The organism is Mucilaginibacter sp. AK015, assembly GCF_014200785.1.
Taxonomy (GTDB): domain Bacteria; phylum Bacteroidota; class Bacteroidia; order Sphingobacteriales; family Sphingobacteriaceae; genus Mucilaginibacter.
Genome location: NZ_JACHCV010000001.1, coordinates 240,231 through 257,924, shown reverse-complemented (window position 1 = coordinate 257,924; position 17,694 = coordinate 240,231). Strand labels below are relative to the sequence as shown.

Below are 17,694 nucleotides of genomic sequence, written 5' to 3'. Positions count from 1 at the left end.
TTGATTATTGAACGAAACTTTTGGCTTTGGCCAGCACATTATCAATGCCGTTTACATCGCTGCCGCCCGCTGTAGCAAAAAACGGCTGACCGCCGCCGCCGCCCTTCACTTCTTTAGCCAGTTCTCTCACAATATTACCTGCATGCAGGCCTTTGTCTTTTACAAGCGTCTCGTCTATCATCACCGTAATACTTGGCTTGCCGTTGATATTTGCAGCCAGTACTAGGAATAAATTTGGTACTATATCTTTTAAGTTATAAGCTAAATTTTTAATAGCATCGGCCGTGGGCAACTCCACCCTTTGGGCGATGAAGTTGACACCGTTGATATTCTCGGCGGTTTTAGCCAGCTGGTCCTTTAAACCCGATGCCCTTAGCATAACGGCTTTCTCCAGTTCTTTTTTCATACGGTTGTTTTCCTCGATGAGGTTTTCAACGCTTTTTGATAAGTCGGCAGGGTTTCTAAGCAGTTCTTTCAGGTTTTTAACCAAACGACCCTCTTCCTGAATGTAGTTCAACGAATGATAGCTGGTAATAGCCTCTATACGCCGTACTCCGGCTGCTACCGCGCTTTCGCCCGTTATTTTAAAGAAACCTATTTCGGCGGTGTTTTTTACATGCGTACCGCCGCAAAGCTCCTTGCTAAAGTTATCGTCAAAGGTTACCATGCGCACATAATCACCGTATTTTTCGCCGAAAAGGGCTGTAACCCCTCTTTCAATAGCCTCGGCATAGCGTACACGGCGCTCATCTTTAATTGGGATACCTTCACGAACCTTTTGGTTAACAATTCGTTCCAGTGTTTCTATCTCATCATCGGTCACCTTTTGAAAGTGTGAAAAGTCGAAACGCAGCTGCTCCGAATTCACCAGCGATCCTTTTTGGTTCACATGTTCGCCCAATGTTTCTTTAAGGGCAGCATGCAGCAGGTGCGTTGCCGAGTGGTTGGCGTTGGTCATGATGCGTTTACCCATATCTACATACGCTGTGAACCTTGTTGGCATTGGGTTTGGCAATATCCACTCGGCCGGACCATCCTGTGTATAATATGGCTGCAGGTTTGCGTAATGAATGATCAGGCCGTTCTCTTTTTTGGTATCGGTTACCTCAAACGTTAACGGGCCTTTTTGTTCGTCGTACCATTCGCTGGTCAGGTTGCCGGTATCACCTACCTGGCCGCCACCCTCCGCGTAAAATGGTGTACGGTTTAGTACTAATTGGTATTGCTCTTTACCCTGCGCGGTTACCTTGCGGTATTTCAGTATATCACACTCGGTGTACAATTCATCGTAGCCCACAAACTCCGTATTGTCGCCACCACGTAACACCACCCAATCGCCGGCGCTAACGGCTGTTGCGGCGCGGGAACGAAGTTTTTGGGTCTGAAGAGCTTCTTCATATCCTTTGATATCAACAGATGCACCAATTTCACGGGCCATCAACTCAGTCAGATCTATCGGAAAACCATAGGTATCGGATAATTCGAAGGCAATGGAGCCCGAAATTATTTTATCTCCTTCAGCAGTAACTTCTTTGAACTTTTTTATGCCTGCAGATAGTGTTCTTAAAAAGGATACTTCTTCCTCCAATATCACCTTCTGCACAAAATCCTTTTGTTCCCACAATTCATCAAATACACCTTTAAATTGCTGTGCCAACAGGGGGACCAGTTCATTAAAAAATGGCTCTTTAAAACCGAGAGTTTGATAGCTGTAACGTACCGCCCGGCGCAAGATCCTGCGGATAACGTAACCGGCCCTATTGCTTGCAGGCAGTTGCCCATCCGCAATGGCAAAGCTAATGGCGCGGATATGATCTGCCAGTACGCGCATGGCTACGGCGTCGTTCCAATCGGCATCTCCGGGTTTCGAAGCGCTGTTATATTTTTTACCAGATTTATCCGCGATAAATTGGATCATCGGCTGAAAAACGTCGGTATCGTAGTTTGATGTCTTGCCCTGCAGCACACGCACCAGGCGTTCAAAGCCCATCCCGGTATCTACATGTTTGTTTGGCAATGGCTGCAACGAGCCATCCTTAAGCCTGTTAAACTGCATAAACACATTGTTCCAGATCTCAATAACCTGGTCGTGGTCGGCGTTTACAAGGCTTGCACCACTAACCTGGTTGCGCTCGTTATCCGGGCGGCTATCAAAATGGATCTCCGAACACGGTCCGCAGGGGCCGGTTTCGCCCATTTCCCAAAAATTATCCTTTTTATTGCCGGGCAGTATCCGGTCTTCGGGTACATATTGCTTCCAGAGGTTGTAAGTTTCGGTATCCTTTTCCAGGCCTTCCTTTTCGTCACCCTCAAAATAAGTTACATAAAGGCGGCTGGTATCAAGTTTGTAAACTTGGGTAAGCAATTCCCAGCTCCAGGCAATGGCTTCTTTTTTAAAGTAATCTCCAAAGCTCCAGTTGCCCAGCATCTCGAACATGGTATGGTGATACGTGTCGATACCTACCTCTTCCAGGTCGTTATGCTTGCCGCTAACACGCAGGCAGCGCTGGGTATCGGCTACCCGAGGGGCTTTCGCGGGGGCCTCGCCTAAAAACACATCCTTAAACTGGTTCATTCCCGCGTTGGTGAACATCAGCGTTGGGTCGTTTTTTACAACAATTGGTGCGCTTGGCACAATCATGTGGCCTTTAGAAGCAAAAAAATTAAGAAAAGCCTGGCGTATTTCTTTAGCGGTCATAGTGTGCAAAGGTAATTATAAGTCCGAAAGACGGAAAGTCCGAATGACCGTAAGTTAAAAATCTTTTTAACCATGATCTTCCACACTTTCCGTCTTTCTGACTTGCGGACTTGCCTGCTAAAATCTTACATTTGTGTATGCCTTATAAAGAACGCGAGATCAGCAAAATGTACTACACCATGGGCGAGGTTTCGACCATGTTCGGCGTTAATCAATCGTTGATACGTTTTTACGAGAAAGAGTTTGACGTACTGCAGCCTAAAAAGAATAAAAAAGGCAACAGGTACTTCACCCCCGAAGACCTGGAAAATTTTAAGATCATCTTTCACCTGATACGCGACAAAGGATATACACTGCAAGGTGCCAAAGACCATCTGAAAAACAATATGGGCGATACCCGCGATAACCAACGCGTGATAGATTCGCTCGAAAACCTCAAGAAATTCCTGCTTGAAGTGCGCGACGAGTTGTAATTAGCCGCAGATATTCTATTTTTATCTGCCGGATTGCCTTATCACCGGGCACGAATAATATGATTGCCAACCACAAAGGCGAAATACCTGTTGTTGTACTTTTACTGCCTTTTTTAGCAGGTATAAGCAGTGGGCTTTTCTGGCCCGGCAGCAACATATATTTCGTGCTGTCCGCGCTTGTTTTATGCAGCGTGCTGTTTATCGGTTTAAACCTGGCTTATGCTCCGTTAAGCGTTTATAAAGCACGCTGGCTTGGCGGTGTGCTCATTTATCCCATACTGTTTTTATCAGGATGGCTTGCTGCGTTACAGCATAATGAGTTAAACAAGGTCAATCATTTTTCGAAATTACCGGCACAATACCTCATTGCCAACATCACATCCGAGCCCAAAGTAAAGGATGACCTTGTTAGGTTTACCGCGCAGATCAAACAAACCATTAATAACGGGCAAGCAAAAGCCACAAGCGGCACGCTGCTGATTGCCATAAAAGACGAACTGGCTAAAAACCTTTATTACGGCGAACAACTGTTGATACCGGCCAAATACAACACCATCGACCCCCCATTTAACCCGGGTGAGTTTAACTATAAGCAATACCTCGCAAACAAAAATGTATACTACCAGGCTTTTCTTTACCCCGGGCATTATAAAATAGCGGGTAGCGGTAAGGGAAATGCTATTGTTGCTTATGCATTGCAGTTGCGGCAAAATCTGGTTGAAAAGCTAAAAATCAACATGCATGATACCACTGCTATTGCCATAGCATCAACGCTGATATTGGGTTATAAAGCCGACTTGAGTAACGATGTTTTGCAGGCCTATTCCAAAACGGGCACCATCCACATCCTGTCGGTCTCTGGCGGGCATGTGGCTATCGTTTATTTATTGCTGAACTGGGCGCTGAGCTTTTTAAACGGCTATAAAAAAGGCAAGGTACTTAAGGCTGTCCTCATCATCGCGCTGATATGGGGTTATGCGCTGCTCACGGGCTTTTCGGCGCCTGTGTGCCGGGCAGCATTAATGATCAGCCTGGTTATAAGCGGCAAAACCTTTAGCAGATATATCAACAGCCTGAATTTGCTGGCAGTATCTGCATTCGCCCTGCTTATTTATGACCCTTTTTTAATAACTGATGTGGGCTTTCAGCTTTCGTACCTTGCTGTTGGCGGACTCGTTATATTCCAGCCCATAGTTTATAGTTGGCTTAGCTTTAAAAACAGGTTGGCAAGTAAGCTATGGATGGCATGCTCGGTATCTATCGCCGCGCAGGTTATTACATTCCCACTAAGCGCTTATTATTTTCACCAATTCCCGGTTTATTTTTTGCTAAGCAACCTTGTTATTATCATCCCGGTTAGTATAATCATGTACACCGGTTTGGCCCTTTTGGCATTGCCGCAAATGGCGGTTATTTCAAAGGCATTGGGCTACCTGTTAGAGCATTCCATCCTGCTAATGAACAAATTACTGGCGTTTATAGAACATTCGCCATACGCCGCTGTCGATAAAATATGGTTAAGCAAGATCGAATACCTGTTGCTTTACGCAATTATCATTCTCATCTTTTATTTTCTGCATGCAAAAAAGGCATGGCTTATCAGGGCTGCACTTAGCTGCCTGTTGCTTTTCTGCATCAGCGTAAGCATTAAAAAAATTGAGGCTGACACTACCCGATCTGTAACATTCCTGAACCTGCGGAAACACACCGGCATAGTATTTAAAAACGGCGCTAACGGCGTTGTATTAAGCGATTTGCCCGAGAACGATAAAAGCTTCAAGTATTCGGTGCAGCCTGCATTGGATAGCAACAGGATATATCATTATACGGTATATCCTTTAAATCAAAATATACAGCTCCCCTATCTTTTAAAGAACGGTAACTTTATACAGTTTCTGAATAAAAAAATGCTGGTGTTAAACGATGCACCACTTTACAAGTCTATCCCCCGGCAAATAACCATTGATTATTTATTCATAAACAATAATGCTTTTGTTGATACAGGATTTATTAAAAATAAAACACTTATTATAGCCGGGGATAACACAGATAGCTATATAAAAGCTTTAACGCAAATAAACGTAGATTACAAGGTACTAAAACGTAACAAAGCCTTCATAATATCATCTAAAACGTACAAATAATTAAAAATATCTCAAAATATTTGCACACCAGTTAATTACATATTAAATTGTATCATTAAATTAAAACTATGAAAGTTAAATTATTTACTGTTGCCATGGGTATGACCCTTACCGCAACAGCCCTTAGCGCAAGCGCACAAAAAGCTTATAACGAAGGCGTTATGACGATCAGCACAAGTATGCAAGGCCAGCCTGTTGAAGCTAAAAGTTACTTTAGGGCCGATTCTGCCAAAATGGAATTTTCTGCAGGGCCCGCAAATATTGGCATTTTAACCGACGCCAAAGCCAGCTACATGGCAATTTTAGTGGATGTTGCCGTCGCTTCCATTAAAAAAGCGGCCATCGCTTCGCCTGCCGAGATAGAAGAAGCCATGTCTAAATTACCTGTACTTACTTTTACCCCGGGCACCGAAACCAAGGTGATATCCGGCTTTAACTGTAAAAAAGTAGTTGCCAAAGACACTAAGACCGGTAAAACTTATGATATCTGGGTAACTAACGATATTTCCGTACCATCAACAGGTATTGCAAAATATTATGCAAATGCAGGTGGTGTTCCAATTCAATACTCAGCCTTCCAGGACGGAAGAACTACCGATGTAACTGTTAAAAGTATTGTTGAGCAAAAATTACCAGCAGGTACCTTTGGTATTCCATCTGACTTCGAGAAGATCACGATGGACGACCTGAAAGCGTTAGGCGGCGGCGGTAACTAAGCTAAGCCTTTTAAAAAAAAGCCCGGTAAAATTACCGGGCTTTTTTTTAATTCAGTTCTGTCCCTAAGCTGTTTACCCATTGTTTGAATAGCTTGGTCTCCATATCTACAGCCTTTTGAGCGTGTACCTGCCAATCGGGCGAAAATTTTTGCAGTTGGTTTATCATTTCTTCCAGGTGCCCCTCCTCTTCTAATATGATAGATTTAACGTTCACCTTACTACCGGCCTGATCAAGCGCATCCTGATAAATAGGGTACAATTCATCAGCGCGCACCTCAATAGCATAGGTAACCAGCAGGTAGGCGGCAAAACGCAGTTCGGCACCTGTTAAATGCAACTCTTTTTTCAGGTAGCGGCATACATCAATATCCAGTTGGTTCAAATAACGTTTGCTGAATGCAGGGGCTATCAGGTATTCGGCGGAGTAAGTGGGCAACGCGCTCCCGGTTTTTTCGATCTGTTTTTTAAGATAAAAAGCATGGCGATGCTCTTCCGCGGCATGTTTTAGTATAATATAGGTAACCGTAGCGGGATCCTCGCTTGCCGATATTTTGCGGGCACCGGTATTCTCCATCAGCGACAGCGTATTTAACCAGCGGGCGTGTAAATGGTTATCGGCAATTATTTCTGGCAGTATCGTATTTAGTTCCATGTTATATCTCATCAAGTGCTTGCGCAATGGTGGCGTAAATGTAATCGAGTTCGTTATCAGTTATGCAATATGGCGGTAAAATGTAAATGATGTTACCCAACGGCCTTAGTATGATACCCGCATTTAAAAAGTAATTGTACAATTTATCGCGCAGGCCACTAAAGTACGATGTATTATCGCCCGTTTGCCATTCAAGCGCCAATATAGTACCCGTTTGCCGGGTTGTTTTTAACGACTTATGCCCCCTAACTTTTTCGGCAAAGGCAGCGTGTTTATTAACAATGCGGTTAATATTTTGTTGTGTCGACGGTTCCAAAAACAGATCAAGGCTGGCAAGCGCGGCAGCGCAGGCTACCGGGTTGGCTGTATAAGAGTGCCCGTGAAACAGCGTCTTCATTTTATCGTCCGACAAAAACGCATCATAAATTTGCTGTGTGCAGGTGGTTAGCCCAAAAGCCATGGTGCCGCCCGTTAAGCCCTTAGAAAAGCACATGATGTCCGGCTGGGTTTGTACATGGTCGCAGGCGAAGGGCTTACCTGTACGCCCGAAACCCGTAAATACTTCGTCAGCTATCAGCATAATGCCTTCCTTACGGCAATGCGCCATCAGTTCGTCCAGGTATTTGGCTTCGTACATCACCATACCGGCCGAACCTTGCACCAACGGTTCGAATATGAAACTGGAAACCTGAGACCTGAGATTTGAGATTTGAGACTTTAGGGCGTCTATATTCTCCGGGCCGGGCAGGCCGATAAATTCTACCTCGAACAAAAGGGTATCGTACGCTGCTGTAAAGGCACTGCGGCCGCTAACCGACATAGCGCCAAACGTATCGCCGTGATACGCGTTTTTAAACGCGATGATCTTCGTTCGCTCTTCGCCCCTGTTATACCAGTATTGCAGGCACATTTTTATGGCTACTTCAACCGCGGTAGAGCCGTTATCAGAATAAAAAGCCTTTTTTTGATTGGATGGTAGTATGGCCAGCACGCGTTCGGCCAGTTCAACCGCGCCAGAATGCGTAAAGCCCGCGAAAATGACGTGTTCTAACTGCAGCAGTTGTTTTGCTATCATTTCGGCGATATACGGGTGCGCGTGCCCATGTATATTTACCCACCACGACGATATAGCATCGATATACTTTTTGCCATCCTCGGCATATAAACAAGCGCCTTTGCCACTAACAATAGGTATAGGCGGCTGCGCCGTTTTCATTTGCGTATATGGGTGCCAGATGCTTTGCAGATCGCGTTCAACTAAATTCATATCGTTTTCAGTAACAGGTTGGCAACATACTGGTCGGCGGGGAAGGTAAAATCCTCTGCCCGTAGTTCGCTAAGACTTACCCAGCGGAAAGATTGCAAGGTATCGCCCTCGCCATCAAAATCAAAAACGATGGTTTTGGTGGCAAATTTAATATCAGACAATGGCTTAACAAGATAATAAATGCTGATGATCTGCGAATCGTTAAAAGCCGATTTTACAAAGAAATCGGTGGTATAAAAATGGCTGATCACTTCAACCTCGGTGTTGCATTCTTCTACAAATTCGCGCCTAAGCCCGTCTGCTAAGCCTTCACCGTACTCTAAGCCGCCGCCCGGGAACTTGGTAAACCTTACACCATACTCCTGCTCATCGCTTATAAGCACCTGGTTATCGGCATTGATAAGTATGCCATACACACGTACATTAAAAAACTTATTACTCATAATGTTTTTTGTTGCGCATCACTTTGTCCATCGTCCAGGGGATATCTTCTGTTTTGGCCTCGCTCCTTATAGGGCAGTTTGGCATACTGCAATAGTGGCAGCAATATGGCAGGCATGGGTCCGTATGGATGAAAAACTCTGTGGTGATACCGGCATTATTATTCACCATCTTATCAACCAGTTTAACTTCTTCGTGCACCCGGTTAAGATCAAAGTAATTAGGCAGTGTTAAGTGGCAATCTATGTGCAGCTCGTTACCATACTTTTGGGCGCGCAGGTTATGTATATCTATCCACTCGTCGCGCCGCTGCTCGCTCAACACCTTCACTACATTGCTTACAATATTAAAATCAGTTTCGTCCATCAATCCGGCTACAGAACGGCGGATAAGTTTATAGCCTGTAAACAAAATATATAAACCAACTAAAATGGATAGTGCGCTATCCAGCCATAATATATTTGTAAAATATATAAGCAGAAGCCCAAGAACAAGCCCTCCGCTGGTGATCATATCGGTAAGTAAATGCCTGCCGTCGGCCTCGATGGTAATCGATGGCAGCGATTTGCCTTTCTTGATCATATAAAAGCCAAGTGATCCATTTACAACGCCGGTAACACCGATAATTGCGGCACCCAGCATAAGGTCATGTATAGCCTCGGGGTAAAATATGCTGTAAGTTGATTTAATGACAATGACCAGCCCGGCTATGCCTATCAGTGCACCCTCTATAAAAACCGAAAAGTACTCAACCTTGCCATGCCCGTAAGGGTGATTCTCATCTCGTGGCTGCGAAGCCAGGTAAATACTAAAAAACGCGAAAGAACTGGCTACCACGTTTACAATGCTTTCGGCAGCATCGGTTAATACAAAGTTTGAATTTGTTAAAAAGTAAGCGCTGAATTTCATTACCATGAGTACGGCCCCTGTAATCAGCGATATCAGAATTATTCTCTTTTGTTCTTTCAAAACTCAATTTTACAAAGGCCAAACTTACGGAAAATTTCGCCCGCGACTTTTTCAGATAAGGGAATATTTATTACAATTTTTTTAAATAAACCCGCATTTTTTAATGAATTTTTATAAATCGCAGCACAACCATCAGTAAACTAATTTTTTATATTTGCCGCAATAACATATCTTTTATATGAGCGCATTAAGTAACAGGATAAACAACCTGTCAGAATCCCAGACCATTAAAATGGCAAAAATGGGCCGCGAATTGGCTGCCAAAGGAGTAGATGTAATAAGCCTGAGTTTCGGTGAACCCGATTTTCATACGCCTGAACATATAAAGGAAGCCGCAAAAACGGCTATGGATAAAAACTTTACCTATTACACCCCTGTTGCCGGTTATCCCGACCTTCGCAAGGCGATTGTAAATAAGTTAAAAACAGAAAATAATCTTGATTACACCGATAGTCAGATAGTAGTATCCACAGGCGCCAAACAGGCGATAGCCAATGCGGTACTTTGCCTGGTAAACCCGGGCGAAGAGGTTATAATACCCACCCCTTACTGGGTATCGTATTCAGAGGTAGTTAAACTGGCCGAAGGTGTAAGTGTTTTTATTGATACTACTGTTGAAAGTAATTTTAAAATAACCGCTGAGCAGCTTGAAGCGGCCATTACACCAAAAACAAAACTTTTTATGTTTTCGTCGCCATGCAACCCAACCGGCAGCGTTTACAGCAAAGATGAGTTGGCGAGTCTGGCAAAAGTATTTGAGAAATATCCAAACATTTACATACTGAGCGATGAGATCTACGAGCATATCAATTTCATTGGGGGGCATGAGTCTATCGCTCAGTTCAACAGTATAAAAGACCGCGTTGTAATTATAAACGGTTTTAGCAAAGCCTTTGCAATGACGGGGTGGAGAATTGGTTACACCGCATCCAACAGCGAGATTGCGGCCGCATGCGATAAAATGCAGGGTCAGATCACATCAGGTACTTGTTCTATCACCCAAAAAGCCGGTGTTGCTGCTTATAACGGCGGCCTGGAAAGTGTCCATAAAATGCGCGAGCAGTTTCAGAAACGCCGCGACCTGGTTTACGGCCTGTTAAAAGATATACCGGGCATACAGGTAAACCTGCCCGATGGCGCTTTTTATTTCTTTCCTAACGTTACCTCTTTCTTTGGCAAAAGCTACAACGGCAAAACTATAAACGACGCCGACGAACTAAGCATTTACTTACTGGAAGAAGGGCATGTAGCTACTGTTGGGGGCGATTCCTTCGGCGATAAAAAATCTATCCGCATATCCTACGCAGCGGCAGAGGATAAATTGATAGAAGCTATGAAAAGGATAAAAACGGCGCTTGCCAAATTAGCATAGCCGCCTTAACTATTACTTACATGATTGCCCCGGTAAGCATTGGCTATGTGGGCAATCAGGCATATCAATACCAAAAAAAAGTCCCTTGCCAGTTGGCAAGGGACTTTTTTTTGGTATGTTTCGCTATTATTACAATGCAAAACCGTAAGCTATACGTAATCCAACCGCTCCAAAGTTATTGCTTTGGCCCGAATAGTTTTCGTAACGCACACCAACGTCCCAAGTTTGATTAGCCCAACCAATACCCGGAGATGCTAATAATTTGGTGTTGGTGTCGTATTCCGGACCACCTTTGACTTCACCAAATCCCGAAGTTTCAAAAGCGGCACCTACTTCACCACTTAAATAGATGTTTTGGCTTACAAACGCTTTGATACCTGCTTTAACAGGAACCATTCCGTAAGATTTGGTTTTTACCCCGGTATTACCAAGTTCTTTCCCGAAATAATTCAGATAACCTGATGTTAATGTTAAACCAAGATTATCTGCTACGCCGAATTGCAAGCGAGGGGTAATACCCACACCTACGTTTGATACGTCGTGTAAGTTACCTGTAGGCAATAAGCCTTCTACACCGATACCTAAGCGTACACCTGTACCTATGGTTTGTGCTTTAACATTAGTACCTAAAAATATAGCGGCGGCGGTAAAACCTACGGCTATTAATTTTGTCATCTTTTTCATTGTTGTGTCTTTAGTTATAAAATATTAATTGTGATACACCCCCTATAATCAAATACTTTGCCATTTTGCTGCCGGTGATTGTTATATGATTGTTTAATGACGGATGAAAAACAGCACTTTTCGGCGCGTTCAAGACCTTAACGCCTGATAATCAAAAGATTTTTTGACTTTTAATGCGCTACGGTCAGCCGTTGACTAAAAACAATTTATTCGAGGAGTTATCATTTGAAATTATGTCAGGATTTGGTGAAAAAGTGTAGCTTTTACAGGCAATCTTGCAATGGGATTACCCTATACATCGCAAGTAACGCAATAAAAAAAGCCCCTATCAGGGGCTTAGCTTTATACTTCCGGATCGATTTCCGGATCGGGTTTATATGTTTTTTCCAGTTCGGCAAGCTTGTCTTTGCCATAGGCGTACTTAGTAATGATGTAGTAAAGTACCGGCACTATGAATATAGCAAGCGATGTTGCTGCAAGCATACCGCCAAAAACTGTCCACCCGATGGTTTGCCTGGCCTGAGCCCCGGCACCCGATGCTATCACCAATGGCAACACGCCTAATATAAAGGCCATTGATGTCATGATGATCGGCCTTAACCTTAAGCGCACAGCCTCTAATGTAGCTTTTTCCAGGTTCATTCCGCGGTCCACACGCTCTTTGGCAAATTCCACTATCAGGATGGCGTTCTTGGCAGCCAAACCTATTAATGTTATTAAACCTATCTGGGCATAAACGTTATTTGTTAACCCCGGTTTAAGCGTAAGGAACAATATTGCCCCAAAGGCGCCAAGCGGAACGGCCAATAAAACCGAGAACGGTACAGACCAGCTTTCGTACAAAGCTGCCAGGAATAAGAACACAAAACCGATGGACAGGGCAAATATGTACACCGTTTTTGAACCGGATAACAATTCCTCCCGGCTTAAGCCCGAAAATTCGTAACCATAGCCTGCCGGCAAATTCTGCGCTGCAACCTCACGTAAGGCTGTAATAGCATCGCCGCTGCTGTAGCCGGGGTTGGTGCTGCCATTGATTTCGGCCGACCGGAATAGGTTATAATGCGATATCAATGGCGCGTTCTCAATGAGTTTATAGGTTGTGAGCGTACTTAAAGGCACCATAGCACCCGATTCGTTACGGACAAAGTACTGTCCTATATTTTGAATATTGGTGCGGTAGTTAGTATCGGCCTGGGCCACTACCCTGAAGTTACGCCCGTAAACGGTAAAATCGTTTACATAAGCGCTACCCATATAGGTTTGCAGCGCGTTGTTTACATCAGATATCTTTACGCCCAATTTTTTTGCCTTTTCGCGATCGATGGTCAACTGATAAGCGGGGGTATGCGCCGTAAAGAACGAAAAAGCCTTTGCTATTTCGGGGCGTTTGTTTACCGCTGCGGTGAAGTTTTGCAAAACCTTTTCAAAGTTCTTGATATCGCCACCAGCTTGTTTTTCTTGCAATATGAACGAGAAACCGCCCGTGTTACCTAAACCGGGTATTGCAGGCGGAGAGATGACCACCACACTGGCCTCTTTGAATCTGGCCAGCTTTTTCTGCAGCGTTGCAATAACACCCGCAAGCTGGTCTTCATTGGCTTTGCGTTTGTCCCAGGGCTTTAATTGTATAAATATGGTAGCGCTGTTTGATTTTGTTGCAAAGTTAACCGCGTTCAGTCCGCCCAGGGCGGCATAGTGGTTAATTGCCGGTACATCTTTAAGCACACCCATCATTTCGTACAAAACAGAAACAGTACGCTCGGTGGAAGAACCTTCAGGCAGATCATAGGTTACGTAAACACGGCCCTCATCCTCCAGCGGGATAAAGCCCGACGGCTTACCATTAAATAACAGTACGGTTCCGATGATGATACAAACCAATATGATCACAACAAATTTGGAGTGTTTGATACCCCTATCCACGGTGCTGCGGTAACGGCCGGTAACCTTATCAAACCACCGGTTGAATTTAAAGAAGAACCTGTTTAACCCGGTCGACTTGTCGTCAATTTTATGCGGACGTAATAATATAGTACATAATGCCGGTGTTAACGATAGCGCTACAAAAGCCGATATCAATACCGATATAGCAATAGTAATGGCAAACTGCTGGTACAAACGCCCAACAATGCCGGGCACAAAACCAACAGGCACAAACACCGCCGCCAGGATCAATGCAATGGCGATAACCGGCGCGGATATATCGCGCATGGCGTGTTCGGTCGCTTCCTTCGGCGACATGCCCTTTTCATCCATATAATGCTGCACGGCCTCAACCACCACAATGGCGTCATCCACCACGATACCTATGGCCAGTACAAAACCAAACAATGTCAGCGTGTTTATGGTAAAATGCAGCGGAATAAAGAAAATGAAAGTACCTATGATAGAAACCGGGATGGCCAGCACAGGTATAAGCGTAGTGCGCCAGTTTTGCAGGAATAAAAATACCACTATGATTACCAACGCCAACGCAATAACCAGCGTTTCGATAACCTCATGCAGGGAAACCTTCACTACCGTAACCGACTCGAACGGAACAACAAAATCAATATCCTTAGGGAATGATTTTTTTAGCTGGTTCATGGTTGCGATAACATTATCGGCGGTTTCGATAGCGTTACTGCCCGGCGCCTGGTATATCAGCAGGTACGAAGCCCTTTTACCATCAACAAACGAGTTACCCGAATAGTTAAACTTACCCAGTTCTACACGCGCAACATCTTTTAAATGTACCACCGCGCCGTTATTAGGCTGCGTTTTAACAACAATATTCTCAAACTCTGATTTATCAGTAAGACGGCCTTTTACCAATACGGTATATTCAAAGGTTTGCCCTTTCATTTGTGGGGTGGCCCCTACTGTACCTGCCGCAACCTGCGCATTTTGCTCCTGCAGGGCCGCGGTAATATCGGCCGCGGTCATATTCAGGGCTGCCAGTTTATCAGGCTTTAACCATATACGCATACTAAAATCATCAGCGCGGGTAAACACATCACCCACACCTTTGGTACGCAGTAACGCGTCCTTGATAAATACGTTGGTATAGTTATCTGTAAAGGTTACATCGTGTGTGCCGTTTGGCGAAAACATGGCAACCAACATTAATATGCTTGGGTTACGCTTACGCACTATCAGGCCTAAACGCTGTACCTCCTGCGGCAGCGTTGGCTGGGCTATACCCACGCGGTTCTGCACATCAAGCGCAGCATTATTAATATCGGTACCAACCTCGAAGTTAACGGTCATGCTCATTTGGCCGTTACTCGTGCTGTTACTTTGCAGGTAAGTCATGCCCGGGGTACCGTTTACCTGTACCTCTACAGGGGTGGCCACGGTTTGCTCGACCGTTAAAGCATCGGCACCGGTATAGTTACCGGTTACCTGTACGGTGGGCGGCGTAATTTCCGGGTATTGCCCAATAGGCAGGCTGGTTATGGACAGCACACCAACTATGAGTATAACCAGCGATATTACAATAGCGGTTACCGGGCGGCGTATAAAAGTATCTGCGATCATTCTTTAGTTCTTTTGCTTAATTACTGGGCTGATAACCCATCAATAATTTTAACGAAACACCTTTTACATTATTTGGCAGGCGCGGCACCCGCGGCCGCTGGCGGCGGGCCAAGGGTTATTTTACCGCCATCGCGCAGGCGCTGAAAGCCTTCCGTTATCACTTTTTCACCGGGCTTTATGCCATCCATCACAACCACATTGCTTTGAATGCGCGGGCCTAAAACTACCTTACGCTGCTCGGCAATAGTATCCTGAGAAATGAAGACGAAAAATTCGCCCATCTGCTCTGTAACCGCCTTGTAAGGTATCTGCACACGGTTACCCGAATTATCATTAAGCACCTGTAAAACACAGCTCATGCCGTCCTTTAACTCGTCATCGGCATTAGGGAACTGCACCCTTACCTTTATGGTACCGGTTTGGTCGCTTACGCCCCGGTCAATAGCAAATATCTTTCCGTGCTTGCTGTATTCAGTGCCATCGGGCAATATCAGCTTAAACGTAGTATCGCTGCTCGCCTTTTGCAGTTTGTAAAAGCGGTTGATATCCTGCTCGTTTACTACCACGTCAACACCTATTGGGTTGCCTGTTGATATGGTATTTAGCAAAGTGGTGCCGGGCGACACCTGCGCACCCAGCTTTACCTGCGATATACCAATACGGCCGGTAAACGGCGCACGTATTGTCGCGTACGATAAGTCGGTAGCAGCCGAAGCTACACCCGCCTGTGCAACAGCTACCTGGCTTTGGCTGGTTTGAAAGTTAGCGGTGGCCTGGTCAACTGTCTGACGGGCTACCGCGTCGTTCTTTAACAGCATATTATAACGGTCTATATCTTTCTGTGCCTTGCTTAAGTTAGCTTTTGCGCTAAGCAAATTTGCTTTTGCCTGCTCGTACGCTGCCACGTATTTACGGCGGTCAATTTCATAAAGCGGGGCTCCCTTTTTTACCACATCCCCTTCTTTAAAAAATATACCGGTTATAAAGCCGCCTACCTGGCTGCGCAGTTCAACGGCATTTAAAGCTACTACAGTGCCCTGGTACTTGTCGTAATATAAGGCGTCGGCTTTTTTTGCTTCTATAACATTTACCGGGGTTGGCGGCAAAGCTGCGTCTTGTTTTGGCGCTTTGTTGCCGCATGACGTGGCTGTTAATAAAGCCAAAGCGGCAATACAGCAGGCGTATGTGTTTTTCATTATTATAAGTTGTCGTGTTTTCAATGTCGATAAAGTTTTTGGGTGTATCCCTTAATTAATTTTTATTCGGGTTGCAGGGTCCCTAATGCCCTTTGCAAATCAATCTTGCTCGATAGCAGTTCAAACAAGGCGTTGTAGTAGTTAAGTTCGGCAGTGCGCAGATCGGTCTGCGATACAATAACATCCAGGTAAGTTTTTATACCCTCGCGATACTGCAGGTCAACTACCTTATATACATCCTTAGCCAGCGCAACGTTTTCGCTAAGGGTTTGCCAGTTAAAATAGCTGCTTTTATAATTTGCCAGCGCCTGCGTATATTCTGTATTTATTGCGTTACGACTATTGATCAGGTCAAGGTCGTTACGTTCTACCTGCAAACGTGCTTTGGCTAAGTTTTGCAAACGTTTACCGCCTGTAAAAATCGGTATAGATAATGACAGGCCTGCAAATGATGTTGGGTACGAGTTATTATAAAGTTTAGAAAAATTATCGTTAAAATATGCCAGACTGTACCCGCCAACTGCTGATAATGATGGCAAGAAATTCCATTTGTAATAGGATACATTAAGGTTAAGCAGGTTTTTTTGAGTTTGAAGTTGCCTGTACTCAACGCGGTTGGTATAATTTAAAACCTGGTTGGTATCTATAACCGCTTCGCTCGCCAATCGTGTAGAGTCGTACGACAGCACCAGCGCCTTACCAGGATCAAGGCCCATTACCTGTTTTAAATAAGCCGATTTACTTTTTATCGCTTCCTGTATCTGCTTTTGCGATGCAAGCGAATTGTTCAGGGCGATAGTTGCCTGTTTGTAATCGGTTTTATCTACTACCCCAGCCTGGTAACGCGAATAAGCATCTTTTAAGCTGCGGCGCAGCCTCACGATATCCTCTTTAATAATATCAAGCTGACGTTGTGATAGCAGAACATCATAAAAGGCCCTGCTTACATCGGCCACTACGTCTATCTTACTGCTCTCGGTGTTCTGTTTATAGTACTGCCTTGAATATTTTGATGCACGCGATGCCTGGAGCACATCGTTATTGTAAATAACCTGGCTGGCCTGCAGCCCCACGGTAGATACATTGTGCGCAATTGCCAAATTTTGCTGTGCACCTGTCCCGGTACCTGTACCGGTGCCGGTAGTTGTTGTGGCAGCGCCCTGCGCCGGTCGCTGAAAGTAATGCTGGTACTGCCCGGTGGTACCAATTTGGGGTAACCAGTTTGAAAGGCTTATCTTTATATCGCGCTCGTTTATTTGCTCGTCTATACTGGCTTGTTTTACCAGCGGCTGGTTACGCAAGGCATAATCAATGCTTTGTTTTAAGGTAACAACGGTAACCGCCGAGTCGGGGGTGGTTTGAGCCAGCAATGCAGCCGGAGAAAAAAACAGTATATTAGATAAAAGTAAACAGCGTAGATTTTTCATAAAGACTTAAGTGCAACTAAAACGAAAATAAGCAGAAAGGTTCACTTAATTCCGGTGTTTTTTATAGGGAGCACGAATATGAACTTATTCTATTTTAATAAAAAATCGACAACAAAAATTTTACCTAATTAGG

The 17,694-nt window shown here is 44.6% G+C and carries 13 protein-coding genes; 4 read left to right on the top strand and 9 right to left on the bottom strand.

Features of this window, described 5'->3' with window-relative positions; all coding sequences use genetic code 11:
- Window positions 1–4: 4 nt before the first annotated feature.
- Window positions 5–2,698 carry an alanine--tRNA ligase gene (gene alaS, locus HDC91_RS01095; RefSeq protein WP_183547691.1) on the bottom strand — a complete coding sequence of 898 codons (2,694 nt, stop codon included), beginning with the start codon at window positions 2,696–2,698 and terminating at the stop codon, window positions 5–7.
- Window positions 2,699–2,835: 137 nt separating this feature from the next.
- Here alaS and HDC91_RS01090 point away from each other — a divergent pair, with 137 nt between their 5' ends.
- From HDC91_RS01090 to HDC91_RS01080, 3 genes are all read left to right on the top strand, one after another.
- Window positions 2,836–3,171, top strand: a complete 336-nt coding sequence (locus HDC91_RS01090; RefSeq protein WP_162432663.1) for a MerR family transcriptional regulator — start codon at window positions 2,836–2,838, stop codon at window positions 3,169–3,171.
- Between the two features lie 59 nt (window positions 3,172–3,230).
- Window positions 3,231–5,315, top strand: a complete 2,085-nt coding sequence (locus tag HDC91_RS01085; RefSeq protein ID WP_183547688.1) for a ComEC/Rec2 family competence protein — start codon at window positions 3,231–3,233, stop codon at window positions 5,313–5,315.
- 68 nt (window positions 5,316–5,383) lie between these two features.
- Window positions 5,384–6,031, top strand: a complete 648-nt coding sequence (locus HDC91_RS01080; protein WP_183547685.1) for a DUF4412 domain-containing protein — start codon at window positions 5,384–5,386, stop codon at window positions 6,029–6,031.
- 46 nt (window positions 6,032–6,077) lie between these two features.
- Here HDC91_RS01080 and HDC91_RS01075 read toward each other — a convergent pair whose 3' ends face one another.
- From HDC91_RS01075 to HDC91_RS01060, 4 genes are read right to left on the bottom strand one after another with little or no spacing between them, the layout of a single operon-like run.
- The gene (locus tag HDC91_RS01075; RefSeq protein ID WP_183547682.1) at window positions 6,078–6,683 is read right to left on the bottom strand and encodes a hypothetical protein; all 606 of its coding nucleotides are present in this window, start codon (window positions 6,681–6,683) and stop codon (window positions 6,078–6,080) included.
- Window position 6,684: 1 nt separating this feature from the next.
- Window positions 6,685–7,950 carry an adenosylmethionine--8-amino-7-oxononanoate transaminase gene (gene bioA, locus HDC91_RS01070; protein WP_183547680.1) on the bottom strand — a complete coding sequence of 422 codons (1,266 nt, stop codon included), beginning with the start codon at window positions 7,948–7,950 and terminating at the stop codon, window positions 6,685–6,687.
- The gene (locus HDC91_RS01065; RefSeq protein WP_183547677.1) at window positions 7,947–8,393 is read right to left on the bottom strand and encodes an NUDIX domain-containing protein; all 447 of its coding nucleotides are present in this window, start codon (window positions 8,391–8,393) and stop codon (window positions 7,947–7,949) included. Before HDC91_RS01065 ends, bioA begins: the two co-directional genes overlap by 4 nt.
- The gene (locus HDC91_RS01060; RefSeq protein ID WP_183547674.1) at window positions 8,386–9,360 is read right to left on the bottom strand and encodes a cation diffusion facilitator family transporter; all 975 of its coding nucleotides are present in this window, start codon (window positions 9,358–9,360) and stop codon (window positions 8,386–8,388) included. The genes HDC91_RS01065 and HDC91_RS01060 overlap by 8 nt, the downstream gene beginning before the upstream one ends.
- A 178-nt stretch (window positions 9,361–9,538) precedes the next feature.
- Here HDC91_RS01060 and HDC91_RS01055 point away from each other — a divergent pair, with 178 nt between their 5' ends.
- Entirely contained in the window at window positions 9,539–10,732 is a 1,194-nt protein-coding gene (locus HDC91_RS01055) for a pyridoxal phosphate-dependent aminotransferase (RefSeq protein WP_183547671.1), read from the top strand.
- 129 nt (window positions 10,733–10,861) lie between these two features.
- Here HDC91_RS01055 and HDC91_RS01050 read toward each other — a convergent pair whose 3' ends face one another.
- The 4 genes from HDC91_RS01050 to HDC91_RS01035 form a co-directional block, all read right to left on the bottom strand.
- Window positions 10,862–11,416, bottom strand: coding sequence for a hypothetical protein (locus tag HDC91_RS01050; RefSeq protein WP_183547668.1), 555 nt, complete (start codon window positions 11,414–11,416; stop codon window positions 10,862–10,864).
- 342 nt (window positions 11,417–11,758) lie between these two features.
- A complete protein-coding gene (locus HDC91_RS01045; RefSeq protein WP_183547666.1) occupies window positions 11,759–14,938 on the bottom strand; it encodes an efflux RND transporter permease subunit in 3,180 nt (1,059 codons plus the stop codon).
- Window positions 14,939–15,006: 68 nt separating this feature from the next.
- Window positions 15,007–16,134: an efflux RND transporter periplasmic adaptor subunit gene (locus HDC91_RS01040; protein WP_183547663.1), complete on the bottom strand. Its 1,128-nt coding sequence runs from the start codon at window positions 16,132–16,134 to the stop codon at window positions 15,007–15,009.
- A 62-nt stretch (window positions 16,135–16,196) separates the two neighbouring features.
- The gene (locus HDC91_RS01035; protein WP_183547661.1) at window positions 16,197–17,561 is read right to left on the bottom strand and encodes a TolC family protein; all 1,365 of its coding nucleotides are present in this window, start codon (window positions 17,559–17,561) and stop codon (window positions 16,197–16,199) included.
- Window positions 17,562–17,694: the final 133 nt, after the last annotated feature.